Origin of the sequence: Terrisporobacter muris (genome assembly GCF_024621905.1) — a bacterium.
GTDB classification, from domain to species: Bacteria; Bacillota; Clostridia; order Peptostreptococcales; family Peptostreptococcaceae; genus Terrisporobacter; species Terrisporobacter muris.
In genome coordinates this window covers 1-17198 of the sequence record NZ_JANKBY010000048.1, presented here as the reverse complement: position 1 = coordinate 17198, position 17198 = coordinate 1, and the positions used below count along the sequence as shown (strand labels likewise).

The window sequence follows — 17198 nt, the reverse complement described above, 5'->3', positions numbered from 1 at the left end:
TCTTTTGAATTAATTAATTTTATTATAGTGCCATAATAAATATTATATCCATTTTGTCCCTTATTAATTTAAACTTACAATAAATATCTTCTTTATTATGAAAATATAGCCTTAATAAAATTGCACCAAATAAAATATAACGAAAAAAAGTTTTTTTTATCATTTTGTGTCATTTTATGAGTTTTCACATATATTATAATTAAGAAAGGCTAAGAGAGAGTCTTTCTTATAACAATAATATTTTGTTGTTACTCCTTTGTTGATATTTATTTCTGAGCTTCGAAAAAAATGTATAAAATTCTAAAATACGGAAAGAATTATATATGAGAGCGGAAATTATATATCTCTCCCCCTAATAAGTATATATTTTTTAAGGCATCTACTATTCCCCCAGTAGGTGCCTCTTTTTCTTTACTCACAAAGAACCAACCCCTCAGGGCCGGTTCTTTTATCAAATTTATTTTAGCTATATTCTATTTTTACTCTAGATCCTTTTCCAACATCACATGGACTTACTATAAGCTTTACTGGTACTCTATTTTTTAATTCTTCCACATGTGAAATTATACCTATACTTAGTTGGTCATTATGAAGATTTTCTAAAGACTCCATAACTACTTCTAGTAACTCAGTATCCAAAGAACCAAAACCTTCGTCTAAGAAGAAGAACTCTAATGGACTACTTCCTTTTAATTGTATCTGAGATGATAGTGCTAAGGCTAATGATAAAGATGTTAAGAATGTTTCTCCTCCTGATAATGAATCAACACTTCTTCTCTGCCCTCCATTCATATTATCTCTCATTATAAAATTCAGATTTTCATCGATTTCTAGTGCATATCTTCCTCTCGTTATTGAACCTAATCTTTTTGATGCTTCCAATGCAATGTATTTAAGTTGATTCGTAGCCACATATTCTACAAACTTATTACCCATTATCAATTTATTAATCTCATCTAGTAAGGATAATTCATGGTCAACATTTTTAACCTCTTTAGTTAATTCTTTTATTGATAATAAAGATTTTTCAATATTTTTAAGTTCATTTTCTTTTGAACCAATCTCTTTTCTTAAAGTAGCTATTTGATTTTTTAATGAATTAATTGAAATATGAAGATTCTCAAACTCTTCAGGTTTTATACTTCTTCCATTTAATTTTTTATTTAAATCAGATATCTTTACTATTAAATATTTAGTCTCTTCATCAAAATATTCTATTTCCCCTTTGTACTTATCCTTTTCTTCCTTTGGTAAAATAGATTTTTCAACAGAATTAACAGAGTCAAATTTATTATCTATTAATAATGTTGTTAAAGTTTGAGTTTTACTTTCTAGTTGCTTTTTAGCTTGAGATAATACACCATCTTTACTACTTTTCAATTTAGAATTTTCATCAAAACCATGTTTTTTATTAGTTAATGCTTCGTGTAATTCTTTTTCATTATTTGTAATTCTATCAATATTATCTATAGTAGCTTGTAATAACTTAGCTGGTGAAATTCCCTTAGCAATTTTATTCAATTCTTCTTCCTTATTTTTCACTTCTTTATATTTAGTATCCCTATGTTGAACTAAGTTAGAAAGTTTTTTATCAATTTCATTAAATAAACTCTCTTTCTCTTTATATTCTTTATCTAGGTCTTCTTTTTCTTTATTTAAAATTGACATTTCCTTATTTAATTTTTCAACTTTCTTTTCATTTTCGCCAATTTCTTTTACCTTAACTGCTAAATCATTAACTTTAACTTTAGATTTTAATCCTAAGTATTCTAAATTGAGATTATCATACTTATTATTTAAGTTATCTATCTTATCTTTTAGTTCTATACTTAATTTTCTATCTAAATTTAAATTTTCTTTTATTTTTACTTCTTCTTTTTCTACATCATATTTTAAATCTTTTATTTTGTAGATTTCTTCTATGGTTTTATTTTTGTCCTCTTCCCAAGATGATACCTTTTCTTCTAGGATTTTTAATTCTTTTTGCTTTATATCTATTTCTTTCTCAAGTGATGAAGAATTATAATCTCCTAACTTACTTTCTAATTCATTTAAAGTCTTTCTCTTTATACTCTCAAAAGAATTAATTTCTCTATTTTTTAAAGCCAATTCATCATAATCTCTTTTTTCTTTACTATATTCATCTTCTAATTTCTTAATTTTTTCTTCTACTAATTTTGCTTCTTCAAAATTAGCACTAATATAAATTTTTTCATGGTGAATTGAACCACAAACAGGGCAAGGCTCATTGTCTTTTAATTCTTGTCTTAGATAAGATGCCATATTTTGATATATTAAATTTCCCTGTTCCTCTTTTAAGTCGTCTATAGCCTTATTAATTCTTTCTAATTTTATACTAGATTCGTTTAAGTATCTTTGATTATCAAATTTACTCTTTTCATTTTTATTTAAATCGTCTTTAATAGAGTTAATTTGTTTCTCATAATCCTTTGTATTTTCTAATCTTGATTTTAAATTATGTAGATACTCCTTTTCACTTGATATTATCTTATTGTCTCCCGGACAACTTCTATTTAAAGTTTCTTGATGTTCTAGAAGTCTTTTCAATTTTATATTTACAGATGATTTATTTTTTTCAACATCAATATTTCTAAATTTTAAATCTTCTATTCTTTTGTTCACATCTTTTAATAAGTTCTTATTTTCTTCTCTTTCAGCACCTATTTTTTTTAACTCTTCTTCTTTGTTATAAGCTTCAAATATATTTTCTTTTAGCTGAGTACTTATTCTTAAAGATTCAATATTTTTGTTATTGTCTTGAATTTTTTTATATTTACTATCAACTTGATTTTGTAAATCTGTTATTAATTTTTTCAGTTCTTCTTTTACCTTAGTTTCTATATCAATTTCTTTTTTAAGCTCTTTAATAGAAAAATTTAAAATCTCTATTTTTTCCTCAAGTTCTATACCTCTTTGAAGCTTACCTTTTTCTTCAATTAATAAAGGTATCTTTTCATTTTTTTCTTTTTTTGCATCTTCGTATCTTATTGATAATAAATCTATTTCTTTTTTAATATTAGTTATGATACCTTCTAATCGTTGTACTTCATTTGAATTTTCATATATATCTTTTTCTAATATTTTTATATCATTTATATGAGGAATAATAGTTTCTCCTCTTTCACTTCTTTCTATTGCTTCTCTTTTGGTGTTTATTTCTTTTTCTTTTAAATCTATTTGAGATTTTCTATCTATATATTTTTGTAAAGACTTTTGATCTTCAAATATTATTTTATTTTCTTCAAATTCCTTTTCAGCTATTGCTAAATCTTCATTCTTTAACTTTTCCATTTTTTTAGATTGTAAAAGTTCTTCTATAGTCTCTTCATATAGTTCTTCTGTAATTCCCTCATGTTGACTAAGTTTTCCATTTAAACTAGTTATCTTTTCTTTAGCTTCATTTCTTCTTGCTTTTACTTTATTAGAAAGTTTTTCACCATATTTTTCAAGGTTAAATATTCTCTCTAACATTTTTCTTCTATCTCTATCTTGTAATTTTAAAAACTCACTAAATTTACCTTGAGGTAAAACTACAGATCTTGTAAAGTCATCAGAAGTTAATCCTATAATATCTTGAATTTTACTTTTTACTTCTCCCACTTTGTCAGCTAGTACATCTACACCACCGCTATCTTTTATTTCACCTAAAAGTACTCGAGAAGTTTTCGTTCCTCCAGTTGCACTATTTTTTATGGTTCTCTCAACAAAGTATCTTTTTCTATTATTTTTACTTCCTATTTCAAACTCATACTTTACAATCGCCTTATCACAGCTAGAATTAATATAATCTGTAGTATCTCTAGAAATATCCCCATATAAGGCTATAGTTATGGCATCTAATATGGTAGATTTTCCACTTCCTGTATTACCAAAAATACCAAATAAACCCCTTGAGGTTAGTTTTTCAAAATCTATAGTTTGTTTATCAGTATAACTATTTAGCCCCATTAACTCCAGTTTAATTGGTTTCATCGTTTTCACCTTCTTCACTTACTATGTTTAAGAATAAGTCCATGAGTTCGCCTCTTGGTTCACATTTTTCCTTAAATTTATAAAAATCATTAAATAATTGAGCCATAGATTTTTCCTTTAAATCAATTTCTTCTTCATCATAATCAGATGTAATAATTGGCTTTATTTCAATAATATCCTTTAGATATCCCTTCATTTTCTTTATATTTTCTTGACTTATAACTTCATCTGTTTTTATCTCAAAATAAGACCATATATCTCTATCTTTATTTTCTTCACATACTTTTAAGGCCTCTTCTATGCCATTACATTTAAAAACCTCGATAGGTTTATAATTATTAAAGTATATTGTTTCAATTACAGGTTCTTCTTTCGCATGTATTTCTACTATATTTGCTCCCTTAGCATAAATTCTCTCTTTTACACTATATTGTAATGGTGATCCCGAATAGTAAACATTAAGCCTTTCAGATGCCTTTTGTGGTTTATGTAAATGACCTAAGGCTGTATATTGAGCATTTTGTGGTAAATCACGTTTATCAACTACAAGGCTTCCTCCCAGTTGTATTTGTCTTTCTGAATCAGATGGATCCCCTCCACATACAAATAAATGAGATACTGCTATATTAATACTATCTTCTTCAAAATTTTCTTCTAATTTTCTAAATATATCTCCTATTTTATTAGAATAAGTTCTTTGTAATTCTTCTTCACTTTCCACATCTTTGATAGCATCGTTTAATCTTTTTTCACTAGGATAAGGTAGTGTAATTACAGTTACTTTTTCTCCTTTGATGTCTAATTTTAAACATCCCTCACTGGCTTTCACAATCTCATAACCTTTATATTTTTCCTCAGTTGCGCTACTTAGTGGATAACCTAGAATTATGATTCCTTGCTCTTTTGCAAGAGGTGATACAGCAGTTAATCTTTCTGGATTATCATGATTACCTGCTATAATTAATACACATCTATTTCCATCATCGGCTAATCTACAAACTGTTTTATAAAATAAAGTTTCTGCTCCAGCTGGAGGATTTGAAGTATCATACACATCTCCAGCAATAATAACCATGTCTATATTGTTTTCTTCAACAATTTTTACAAAATCATTGCAAAACTTTTCTTGTTCTTCTAATCTTGAATGGCCTTCTAGATTTTTACCTATATGCCAATCTGATGTATGAATAAATTTCATGGCTCCTCCTTAATTTTTATAATTTAACTTCTTCATCTATATTAAATAGATATAAATATTTTTCCTTAACTTTTTTACCCGTAAGCTTATTTAAAGCTTCTGCATATAAGTCTAATTGCTTTCTATATCTATCTATTACCTCTTGTTTATTATCTTCATCTATATAGTCCGTTTTATAGTCTACTATTACTATTTCATCATCTTCTTCAAAATATAAGTCAATGATACCTCTAAGCATTAGACTCTCTTCTTCATATGTTGCCCTATTATTTTGAATATCTTCATTATTTAGATAAATATCATTCATTTTTATCTGAGAATATATACTTTGCTCTCTTTTTATAAAGTGTGATGCTAGTGCTCTTTTACCTATATTAGATTTAAAGAATTTATATATTTTGAAAGGATTAATAACTAGTGATTGTTTTTCACTTATTATTTCCCTCTTAATTAAATCTTTAATTTGAGTTTTTATTTCATCAATTGTATTTATTCTATTTAAATCTAGAACTTCCATAACCAAATGGACTATTGTACCCCTTTCCAGTGGGTTTATTTTATTTTTTGCTTCACTTTCTTGAATAAATAATGGCCTTTTTAAAGTTACTTTCTCTTCATACAAAGGCTTTGAATAGTCTTCCTCATGTGTACTTTGCATTTTTTTTATTTCTGATACAGATATACTCGCCGAAACTTTTACACTTTCTTCATAAGGATAAGCATAGTTTAATTTTTCACTTATCTTTGAACTATGATCAGCATCAACACTTTTTTCTTCCATTTCCTTCAACAAAGATTCTATATTAGTTTCTTCTTCTTTTTCTTCCACTATTACATCATCTCTTTCCCAAGTATCTAATGACCACTTGGAATCATGGTTAGATTGTAATAATACATCTATGTCATAAGCCTTCCTTATTTCTTTAAAGTCCTTATGCTTTAATACAGAAGGCATAATCCAATCTAAATAGTTTTTAGCCTTTAGCACATCATATTGGGAAACAGGATTATCTCCGTCTAAACTTTTCCCCCATTTATGAAGTGCTCCTGGAATATCTTTTACAGCTCCCGTTAGTATAAGTTTTTCTTTAGCTCTTGTTAAGGCAACATACAAAATTCTCATTTCTTCCGAAAGATTTTCCAAATTCATTTTATATTTTAATGCTTCTTTTGCAATACTTGGATAAGATATTCGTCTGTCTATGTCTACAAGTTGTGGGCCAAAACCTAATTCATAGTGATATAACATGTCCTTTTTAAAGTCCATAGTATTGAAATTTTTACTCATGGCAGAGCAAAACACTATTGGGAACTCTAGACCTTTACTTTTATGTATGGACATTATTCTCACTACATTGGCATTTTCTCCAAGAGTTTTCGCACTTCCCATATCTGAATTAGATTTTTTAATTTTATCTATAAAGTTTATAAAGTTGAAAATACCCTTAAAGCTAGTTTCTTCAAATTGTTTTGCTCTTTCAAATAAAATCTTTAAGTTAGCTTGTCTTTGACTTCCACTAGGAAGTGCTCCAACATAAGCATAGTAGCCACTTTTCATGTATAAGTGCCATAAAAATTCATCCGTACTCATATATAAAGATTTTTCCTTATATTCTTTTAACTCACTTAAGAAACTTCTACATTTTTCTCTTATTTCCTTCTTTTGCTCTTCTTCACCTTCACTTATTAATCTCATACATTCATAAAGATTAGTGTTATTGTTTTCTAATCTGATATCTATAAAATCTTCTGGTGTAAATGATGTACAAGGAAGTATTGGTGATTTTAAAACAGATAATAGTGGAATATCTTGCATCGGATTATCTATTATTCTTAAAAACGACATTACAGTTTTAATTTCAATAGTATCAAAATACCCCATACCTGTATCTGCATAAGTAGGTATACCCATGTTTATCAATTCATCAGCAAATACAGGTGCCCATGCAGATGTAGCTCTAAGTAATATTACTATATCTTTGAAATCCACTACTCTATAATCATCTAGCTTTTTATCATAAACTTTATATGTATTTCCTTCTTCATCTGGTGCCATTAAATTTTTTATAATTTTCCCAACCATACGAGCTTCCAATTGTATGTTATCTAATTCTTCTTCTGGTTGTTCTTCATCATTTTGATTTTCTTCTATAGTTTTTTGAGCTTTCTCCATTAGATGAATTTCTGTAGGTCCCCCCACAATTACTTTTTCTTCTAGATTTTCTTTAAAAGAAGCTCCCAGATTTAATGCTTCATCCTTTGTATATTCAATTTCACCTATATTTTTACTCATTATATTTCCAAAAACATAGTTACAACTGTCTATAACCTCTTTTCTACTCCTAAAGTTTTTATAAAGCATTATTTTTCTATTTTTTTCGCCCTTTTCTGTACCATAAGTAGCGTACTTGTCTAAGAATATTTCTGGCTTTGCTTGTCTAAATCTGTAAATACTTTGCTTAACATCTCCAACCATAAATCTATTTGGAGTTTCAATTTTCGCTATTGTTGAAAGTAAAACTTCTTGTACAAAGTTGGAGTCCTGATACTCATCTATAAATATCTCATAAAATTTTTCTCTGTACTCTAATGCTACATCACTTGCATTAATATTTCCATTTTCATCTTCTTTTGTTAAGATAGCTAGTGCAAAATGTTCTATATCGTTGAAGTCAATTATACCCTTTTCTCTTTTTCTTTCACTGTATAAATCAATAAATCTTTTAAGTATTTTACTTAAAGAATTTACTATTGGATATAGCATTTCTATTTCTTTATTTAAAGCCGGCACATTTTTATTAAAAATAGAGCTTTGTATAGACTCTAAAGATTTTTTAGCATCATCTCTTATTTTTTTTGCTTTATCTTTTGCATCCTTTATATATTCTTCTGCTCCTTTAGGAATTCTTTTTACTCCTTTTGCATAGTTTTCAAATTCTAAAGTTATGGCTGCTCTATATGCATCTTCCCAACTTTCATCACAACTATCTAATAAATTTTTTATCATTTTATATTCTATTTTTAATTTATCGGCAAAAGTTTCTAATTCTTCAATTCCATCTACCATTTCTAAAGCTTTATCAAAATTATTTACTATACCATTAACTTGTATTTTTATAGTGTCTAAAATAATTTTTGCCCATTTTGATGTGGAAAAATCAAAGTCATCATCTATATTAAAATCATTCACGCTATCTTCTAACCATTTCATTGGATAAGGTGAAGACATTACAAAGGAATAAATACTAAGTACCATTTGCTGTAAGTTAGTATCTCCTCTTTTTTCACTATAGCTTTCTACCAATTTATAAAAATCATATTCTTTTTCTTCATAAAATTCTTCAAAAACTTCTTCTATGGTTTCTAGTTTTAAAATAGTACATTCCGTTTCATCTCCTATTCTAAAATTAGGGTCCAAGTCTATTTTATGGAAGTTTGATTTAATTACTTCCAAACAGAAAGAGTGTATTGTAGTTATACTTGCCTTGTTTAACAACACCAACTGATTTTGTAAATGGCTATCTTCCGGATTTTTCTCCAATGCCTTACCAATAGCATCTCCTATTCTCTCTCTCATTTCCGCTGCTGCTGCATTGGTGAAGGTAACTACTAGTAAGCTATCTATATCTACAGGTTTTTCTTTATTTGTTATTATTTGTATTATTCTCTCAACTAGTACTGCTGTTTTTCCAGAACCAGCAGCAGCTGCTACTAGCAAATTACATTCTCTACTGTCTATTACTTCTTGCTGTTCTTTCGTCCATTTTGGTGAGCTCACTATTTCTTAACCTCCTTCTCCATTAGTTTTATTACCTCTTCATCGCTTTTATCATTAAGAATAGTATAAATATTTCCTTTTATTGAAGTATCAAATTGGCAGATTGATGAATACGTACAGAAATCACAAGATGTTCCATTTTTATTTTTGCACGGAATTATACTTATATCTCCTCCTACCATTCTTTCACAAAGCTCTTTTACTTCATACTTTACATACTCTCTTAAAATATCAAATTCTGACTCTGTAACACCTTTAGTATATCTACCTATATTTCCATTTTTATCGAAATTAGCAGGTATAATTAAAGAAGTTTTTCTCTCTCCTTCTTTAAGGGACATGTCCATTTCTCCGATAATGTCCACATCTTTTAACACTAAACCATTCATTCTAAGCTTCTTTAATATTTCTTCATTTATTACAGAGTCTTTTTGATCTTCGTTACTTCTTACAATAGGATTATCTATTCTGTTGTAAAGAATAGCGGCTGGTTTTAAGTTTGTTTTTTTATACCTATCACTATCTATAATAGCATCAAGATAAACTAATAATTGTAACTGCAATCCATAGTAAACTTCAGTTAAATTGATAGACTTATCTCCTGACTTATAATCTATAATACGAATATATTTGTTATCATCTTTTTCTAATTCATCTATTCTGTCTATCTGTCCAACTAAGGTTACTTCTTCACCATCATTTAATACTATTTTTATAGGTGGATATTTGCCATTTTTCCTAAAGCTAACTTCATAGTCCACAGGTTCAAAGTTTCCTTGTTTTATTTGCATAGAAATAATACTAATTGCAGAAACCAGCATTTTCTTTAATCTATAAGCTAAATACTTGTATCTTTCAGAAGAATTTAAGATAAATCCAGGTATTTTACTTACCATCTCATCCACAATAATGGATACTCTACTTCTTATATAATCTTCATCTATTTCATGCCAGTTTAATTTATCTTTATTTAAAGATTTAGAGAAAATATCAAGTATATTATGAATAAATGAACCTAAGTCTGGTGCTGTGAAAGAGTACTCTTTTCTTTCCTGTGCTTTTAGTCCATATTGTATAAAATAAGAGAATGGACATTGAGCATATCTTTCCAACTTTGAAATACTTAAGTTTTTATTTTCATATAATTGTTTAATTTTTTCTCTTTCTACTTTTTCCACTTGGTTTGTATAACTTAATCCACTTACTACTTTCTCCAATTTATTTTTATATTCTTCATCACCTAGGAAATATCTATATAAATCTAAATAAACTTCATTAATATCCCCTCTAATTTCAAACTCTTTAATAGCATTTATAAGCTCATTAAAAGTAGGTGCTTTTACTGTTATATTGTCTAAAGCTGATTCTGAAGAATTATCTAAGTCTTTTAACACATAACTTTTTATATTGATATTTGGGAAGATTTTTTTAAGTCTAGATACAATTATAGAAGGTCTCAGAGTTTTTCCTTCATGATCTGAGATAGGATAACTTATAGTTAAATTTTCACTTGTATAAGTTAAAGATTTATAAACTAAAAACTGTTCTTCATAAGTTTTTGTTTTGCTATCTATATCAACTTCTATACCTTTTTCACCTAAAGAGTCTCTATCCTTATCACTAAGCAAACCACTTTCTTTTGAAATCAGCGGGAAAATCCCATCTGTAGTTCCTATTAAATAAAGGTGTTTTGTATTGGAATTTTTCATTCTATCTATGGAACTTACTAAAACTTGATCCATACTTGGAGGTACAAGACCTAACTCATACTCATCAAATCCAAGACTTATAACTTTCATAAACTTATCTAAAGATATTTTTTCATCACCCATTAACTCCACCATTTGATCTAGTATATCTACTACTATCTGCCAAACTTGTGAATACTCATTAGCAATTTCCAAATCACCTTTTTGTGTAAAGTTATTAATTAAATTTTCTAAAGTTTCTTCCATATTAATATCTAATAAGAATTCATATACATAAGTACAAATTTCTCTTACTGTCTTACTTTTCTTATCAAGTTTATTTTGTAACTTTATAATTGGCTCTAATATTTGATTTTTAGTTTCATTTATTCTCTCTTTTTGTTCCAAATCAAATTCACTTTCTTCAGCCAAATAGTTTTGATTTACTTTATACTCCCATTTTTCTTCAAACCATTTTTTACCCGTGATTCCATTTTGAAGTACATAGTTTTCCATCAAACTTATATCTTCATCACTTACTCCTATAAGCCCACTTTTTAAATATCTAAACATGGTCTCATAAGAGTATCTTCTATTTCTCATTTCAAGGGCAGAAAGTATCAATACTATAATTGGGTTACTCTTAGCTTCTCTTTTAGAATCTATAAAGTTTGGTATTTCATACTCTTTGAAAATTGAACGTACTAAAAAGTCATATCTATTTAAATCTCTAGTTGCCACAGTTATATCTTTGTATCTTACTTTTTTCTCTCTAACTAGATGGACAATATCTTTTGCAACTTGCTCAACCTCATCATATAAATTATTAAATTCTTTAATTTTTATATATTTAGTTTCTTTTTCATATTTTCTATATGGATATGCATGATAAAAAGCTTCTAAATGCTGTAGTTCTTCATTTCCTTTAAATCTTTTTACATTTTCAGCATTCAAATTTATATTAGTATGTATTTTTACTCCTTCTTCTGATGCCATTTTATATAACTTTTCATATGTATACTTCGTTCTTGAAAATGCATCATTTTTTGAGTATGTAAATTGAGTTAAAGAGTCTATGGTTAAAGAAACATAAACCTCCTTAGCTTGTTTTAATAATTCTTTTATAATTCCATACTGATTAGGTGTAAAACCAGTAAATTCATCTATATAAATGTATGAATCTTTAAAGTAATCACATATCTGTAGCTTTTCCCCTAAAGATGTTAACAAATCTTGAGAATCCACATAATTTTCGTGTAGATTTTTCTCAAATTCTCCATAAATCTTAGCAATATCCATTAATTTATACCTTAATGTTTCATTCTCCATTTCACCTGCTATATTTTCTAACATATCTGGTGATACATTATATTGCTTTAATTCTGATATCATATCTGTTATAGAACCTACAAAACCAGATTGTGTTGATGATCTGCCATAAACTTTTAATTCACTACTAATTTTGTCTATGGATTTATATATAATCATAGCCTTACCACTTGAGTTAATATTTATATCAGTAAGGCCCCCTACCTTTGAAAATACTATACTACTCATAGTTTTAAAACTAAGTACTCTACTTCTTAAATACTTGTCCTTTTCTTCTCCTTGGAAAAGTTTTGACATATTTTTTTCCATCTCAAATGAGTATTGTTCTGGAACTAAAAGAATTACAGGACTTGTTTCATTATCTTGCACTCTTTGTTTTATTTCATTTAGCATAAAGGTTGTCTTTCCTATACCTCCCTTGCCTAATACAAATCTAAGGCCCATAAATGTCTTCCTCCAAAATTTCATAATTTACATTTTCACTGTTACAAAGCTTATTAAACTCACAATATTTACAGTGATTTAAATTTTTATTTATATTATCTTCATTATAAAAATCCGTATTTTCTATATTATTGATATTATTTAAAATTTTCATTTTATTTTCTTCATGAAGTTTTTCATTATAATTTATTGTAATTGGTTTATTATCTAAAGCTGGCTGATAATAATTCATGCTTATATTTTCAATTTTATAATCACTGTAGAAATTCTTTCTTATTATTTCTTCAGCTAAAAACATATACACTGTACTTTGCATTCTATTAAGTGCATTTTTATATGTAATTTCTTGATTTTCTGTTTTCCAATCCCAAAGATTTATTTTATCCTTCTCTATTATAACTAAGTCAACCTTTGCCACAATATTTCTACCATTTAAATTTAGATTCATTTCGTATTCCGGTAAATATATATTTTCTTCTTCAATTGGTAGTATATCTTTTATTTTACTTATCCATTTATTGAAGTTTTTATCTTCAATTTTTCCTAAAGGAATATTACAAAAGTATCTTTCACATAATAAGTGAAAATCTCGCCCATACTTTAAGCTATCATAATACTCTCTACTTCCTAAGTCATCATATTTCCAGTTTATATTATCTATATACTTATATTTAAACTTAAAAGGACATGATTTATAAGTATTTAGTGAGTTTTGACTATATACAAAATATTTTAATTTTTTATCCATTTAATCATTCTCCTTTTTTATCTATAACACTTTTTAATATATTTAAATACATAGATGGATTTTGCTTTTTCTTATCTGTAACAGAATTTTTCGCACTTGCAGACAATATCAGCATTTCTTTTGCTCTTGTTATTCCCACATATAATAGCCTTATTTTTTCTTTGATCAAACTTTCTTTAATTTCTTTTGCATAATTTTTAGTTACCTCGCCCTTTAAAAGAAAATCTATTTCAGCTTTTATATTTGATTCTGGATTTTTATATTTTTCTTTAAGATACCATTTATCACATTGAAATTTTTGATAAATATTGTCCGGGAAATTAAACTCCGTCATTCCCAATAAAAATACACAATCCCACTCTAATCCCTTAGATTTATGATAATTGCACACAGTTATACTTCCAGGTAGTGGCTCGTATCCATTTATTTCACTAACAATTTCTATTATATAGTTAAAAACTCTATTTTTCCTATCGCTTAGCAAGTTATATATTTGTTGAAGGTTAATATTATTGTTTTCTGCAACTAAATATTTTACATAAAAACCTAAATAATCTACTATAGCTTTTTCTTCTTTTTCTATTATCATGCTGTCTCCTATGAAAAGAATCAGCTTATCGATTCTAGTTAGAGGATATTCTATTATATTTTTCAAATTATATAGCCCATATAAAAAACTTTGATATAAATCACTATCTATGTCTATTATTAATTCTTTAGAGCATTCTTTATCATATAATAAATCTTCCACACTTAGTTTTTCTTCTCTTAATAATTGTAAAAAATCTTTTTTTCCTTCTTTATTATCTGTTTTTATATAAACTTTATCTAATACTTCTATTAATTTTTCTTTTTCATCGCAATTTAGTATAAAATCTAATATTAAAGCAATATTATCTATTACTCTTCTTTTTCTAAGAGAGTTTGGGCCTAATTCTTCAAACTCTAAATCTTCTTTTATTAGTTCTTTTGCAACTAAATTAACATGGTCATTGTATGGTACTAATATACCTATACTTTTGTCGGGATATTTTTTATTAATATTTCTCACAAATTTTACTGTTTGCTCTATTTCCTTATCAAAAGTCTCATAATATTTATAATTAATTTGATATTTGTCTGGTTGTGGATTCTCTTTGTACCCTCTATTTTTAGGTACAGTTTTAATATCCATTTCTTCCAAAGCATCTCTACATTCCGGTTGTAAATTTTGTGTAACATATCTAACGAGCTCATTTGCAAGGTTTATCACATCTTTTGAACTTCTATTGGACATGTCCATTCTATAACAGTAATCACTCTTTTCTATAAATTCTTTAAAGAACTTCGGATCTGATGAAGAAAATGTTCCTGTTATACTTTGATTTATATCCCCAACTCTTACAAGATTATTATGTTGTTCACAAATAAGTCCAATTATCTTTCCTTGTATCTCATTGGAATCCTGGCATTCATCTTCAAATACATATTGATATTTATTTTGATATTTTGTTTTTAAATCTGAATCATTACTTAAAGCCTTATAAGCTAAAATAAGCATATCATCATAATCAAGTAATCCATTGGCCTTTAGCTTTTTTTCATACTCTGTATAAATAGGAAGAATTATTTTCAAAATTCCTTTACGGTTTTCTCTCATATATTCATCCAGCTTTTGTGGTGTAATATCCTTATACTTAAGTTCACTTATGGTATTTTGAACTAAATCATAAAACCCGTTCTCCCAAGCATCCAGTTGTCTATCCGCCCACATGGGGTCTTTTTGTTCTTTCAAGAAAAATCTAAAAGCTTTTTCTCCACCATTTAACTTAAAGTTATTTATACAATCTCCAAGAATCATGGTCTTTTGTAAATCATCAGCTATATTAAAATCCTCATTTAACATAACAATCTCTGGCTTTTCTTTTATAATTTTTACAGCTAAAGAATGTATTGTCATAACTTCATAAGAGTTTTTATCTCCTATATTTTTTTCTTCGAGAATTTTCTTTATCCTAACTTTAAAGTTGTTCACCGCACTATTCATATAAGTTAAGATAAGTATCTTCCCCTTATTTTGTTTCTTTTCTTCCAAAAGCTTTGCTACTAAATTTGTAACTATAAAAGTTTTGCCAGCTCCTGGCACTGCAGGAACTGCCATTTTTCCACCTTCATATTGAATTATAGGAAGCTGGTCCTCTCTGTAATTTATCTTACTCATTAGTTATTTCTCCTTTATCTAAAAGCTTTAATAAAAGTCCATATAACATACTCTCCTGCATAAAACCATTTACACTATATTCACTTTTAAAAGCATATACTTCTTCACTGTTAAGTAACAAATTATAAATCAAGTTGTATAGATAGTATCTTTTATTTTTATCTTCCATTTCGTCACTATATATTAGCTTTTCATCAAAGGATTTTCTAAGTACTAATGGGTTAGCAATGTCCTTTTCTATTTTCATATTCCAAGCATTACTTCCCACATCTAACCATAACTGTATTTTTCTATTTATATTTGCACTTATATAAGTATACGGTGTTGTAATAATCACTTTATTGCTACTTTTCATATCTTCTATATCTGCAGACATATAATAATCACTTATATTATCTTTTAAGCATTTTACAAATACTTCATACTTTTCTTTTTCATCCATATTTAGTTCTTCTAGTATTTCACTAAAAATATCACCTTGCTTAATCATATCTTTACATAAATCCACATTTTTCTTTCCATCTTTCAAGTTAAGCATTTTCTCTATATAAAATTGTAATAAGAACTCACTTATTCTCAAATTCTCTTTTTCTTTGTCTTTAATGAATTCAATTAAACTCTTATATTCTTCATTATCATGTCTATGATTAAATATTTTTATAGCTCTTATCTTATTTATGTCAAATAATATTTCTATAAAGTTTATGTACTCTTCTTCTTTTATTAAATATTGTAAATTATAAAAAATACAAGTTGCCACAACTAAGACATTAGCATAAGGATAATCAACAATTTTATTATCTAATTTAGTGTTGGTTACTGCAATTTTGTTGGATTTTAGCTTATTACATATTTTATAGTCTAAAATAGAGTTATTTATAGGCGAAATTATTGCGATATCTTTTAAATTTTTTCCTTCTCTCATCAATTGTAAAAGTTTTTCTACTACACCATCTATCATTTCATCATATAAATGATATTCATCTTTTAACTCTATACTTTTCTTTTCCTTATATAAAGATTTAATACTTATTATTCCCAAATCATGCACATCTTCTTTAAAAAACTCGTTTATTATATTTTCTTCTATATAAGCCATATCAACATTTTTAAATGAAGAGTAATCTTTACTTCTATCATAAAAAACATATCCATCTTCTACTATATTTAAAAACTCTAATATTAAATTACTCTCACTAACACTGGCGCTTTCCAAACTATCTACAATCAAATATCTGTACTCTTTTCTCAATCTTCTTCTATACTCCTCATTATTTAATAAAAAATTATTGTATAAGTATACAGCGATAGAATTATCAATTATCCCCTTAGACAATAAAGTATTCACGTAAAAATCTATAACTTCCTGCATTTGAGTATATGAATATCTACTTAAATCATTTCTATTTTTCTTTGAGTTATATATTTTTTCTCCTATATTATTAATATCTATGGCATTAAAGCAACTTTTGCTTAAATTATCTAATATATTTTTACATATACTTTTATTTGTACCCACTATGTCCTGAAAATAATTTTCTTCTTCTCTAGTCTTATTTATATACTCCATAATTATATATTCACTTAAACTTTGAGAAATAAAAGAAGGACTTATTTTGTTTACTTTTATTTTTTCACAATTCTCCTCTATGATAGGCCAATATTTTATCAACTCACTTTGAACAAAGTGATTATATGTAGTAATTTTTAATTCTTCACTTAAAGGAAGATTTATTTCTCTCATATAACTTAACTTAGTAATTGCACTTGGAACTAAAAAAAGTATATCTTTTGATTTATAATTATTTTCCTTTATTATA

General features: G+C 27.0%; 7 protein-coding genes. All 7 read right to left on the bottom strand.

The genetic code is table 11. The features are described 5' to 3' along the window. Window positions 1–462: 462 nt before the first annotated feature. Complete coding sequence (locus NSA58_RS05965) at window positions 463–3993, bottom strand: AAA family ATPase (RefSeq protein ID WP_074429080.1); 3531 nt, start codon at window positions 3991–3993, stop codon at window positions 463–465. Next, window positions 3980–5191: a metallophosphoesterase family protein gene (locus NSA58_RS05960; protein ID WP_039679334.1), complete on the bottom strand. Its 1212-nt coding sequence runs from the start codon at window positions 5189–5191 to the stop codon at window positions 3980–3982. The genes NSA58_RS05965 and NSA58_RS05960 overlap by 14 nt, the downstream gene beginning before the upstream one ends. A 16-nt stretch (window positions 5192–5207) precedes the next feature. Continuing rightward, window positions 5208–8969, bottom strand: coding sequence for a helicase-exonuclease AddAB subunit AddA (gene addA / locus NSA58_RS05955; protein WP_074429079.1), 3762 nt, complete (start codon window positions 8967–8969; stop codon window positions 5208–5210). Then, window positions 8969–12430: a helicase-exonuclease AddAB subunit AddB gene (addB, locus tag NSA58_RS05950; protein ID WP_074429078.1), complete on the bottom strand. Its 3462-nt coding sequence runs from the start codon at window positions 12428–12430 to the stop codon at window positions 8969–8971. The genes addA and addB overlap by 1 nt, the downstream gene beginning before the upstream one ends. Beyond that, window positions 12420–13178: a PD-(D/E)XK nuclease family protein gene (locus NSA58_RS05945; RefSeq protein ID WP_039679331.1), complete on the bottom strand. Its 759-nt coding sequence runs from the start codon at window positions 13176–13178 to the stop codon at window positions 12420–12422. Before NSA58_RS05945 ends, addB begins: the two co-directional genes overlap by 11 nt. Before the next feature lie 4 nt (window positions 13179–13182). Continuing rightward, complete coding sequence (locus NSA58_RS05940) at window positions 13183–15378, bottom strand: ATP-dependent helicase (protein WP_039679330.1); 2196 nt, start codon at window positions 15376–15378, stop codon at window positions 13183–13185. Next, a partial coding sequence (locus NSA58_RS05935; RefSeq protein ID WP_257560249.1) for a hypothetical protein occupies window positions 15371–17198 on the bottom strand: 1828 nt, incomplete at its 5' end. The genes NSA58_RS05940 and NSA58_RS05935, both read right to left, overlap by 8 nt.

What these genes read in the sequence shown, in the direction of transcription:
- NSA58_RS05965 (WP_074429080.1), bottom strand. Translation starts at nt 3,993, where the DNA reads ATGAAACCAATTAAACTGGAGTTAATGGGGCTAAATAGTTATACTGAT.
- NSA58_RS05960 (WP_039679334.1), bottom strand. Translation starts at nt 5,191, where the DNA reads ATGAAATTTATTCATACATCAGATTGGCATATAGGTAAAAATCTAGAA.
- addB (WP_074429078.1), bottom strand. Translation starts at nt 12,430, where the DNA reads ATGGGCCTTAGATTTGTATTAGGCAAGGGAGGTATAGGAAAGACAACC.
- NSA58_RS05945 (WP_039679331.1), bottom strand. Translation starts at nt 13,178, where the DNA reads ATGGATAAAAAATTAAAATATTTTGTATATAGTCAAAACTCACTAAAT.
- NSA58_RS05940 (WP_039679330.1), bottom strand. Translation starts at nt 15,378, where the DNA reads ATGAGTAAGATAAATTACAGAGAGGACCAGCTTCCTATAATTCAATAT.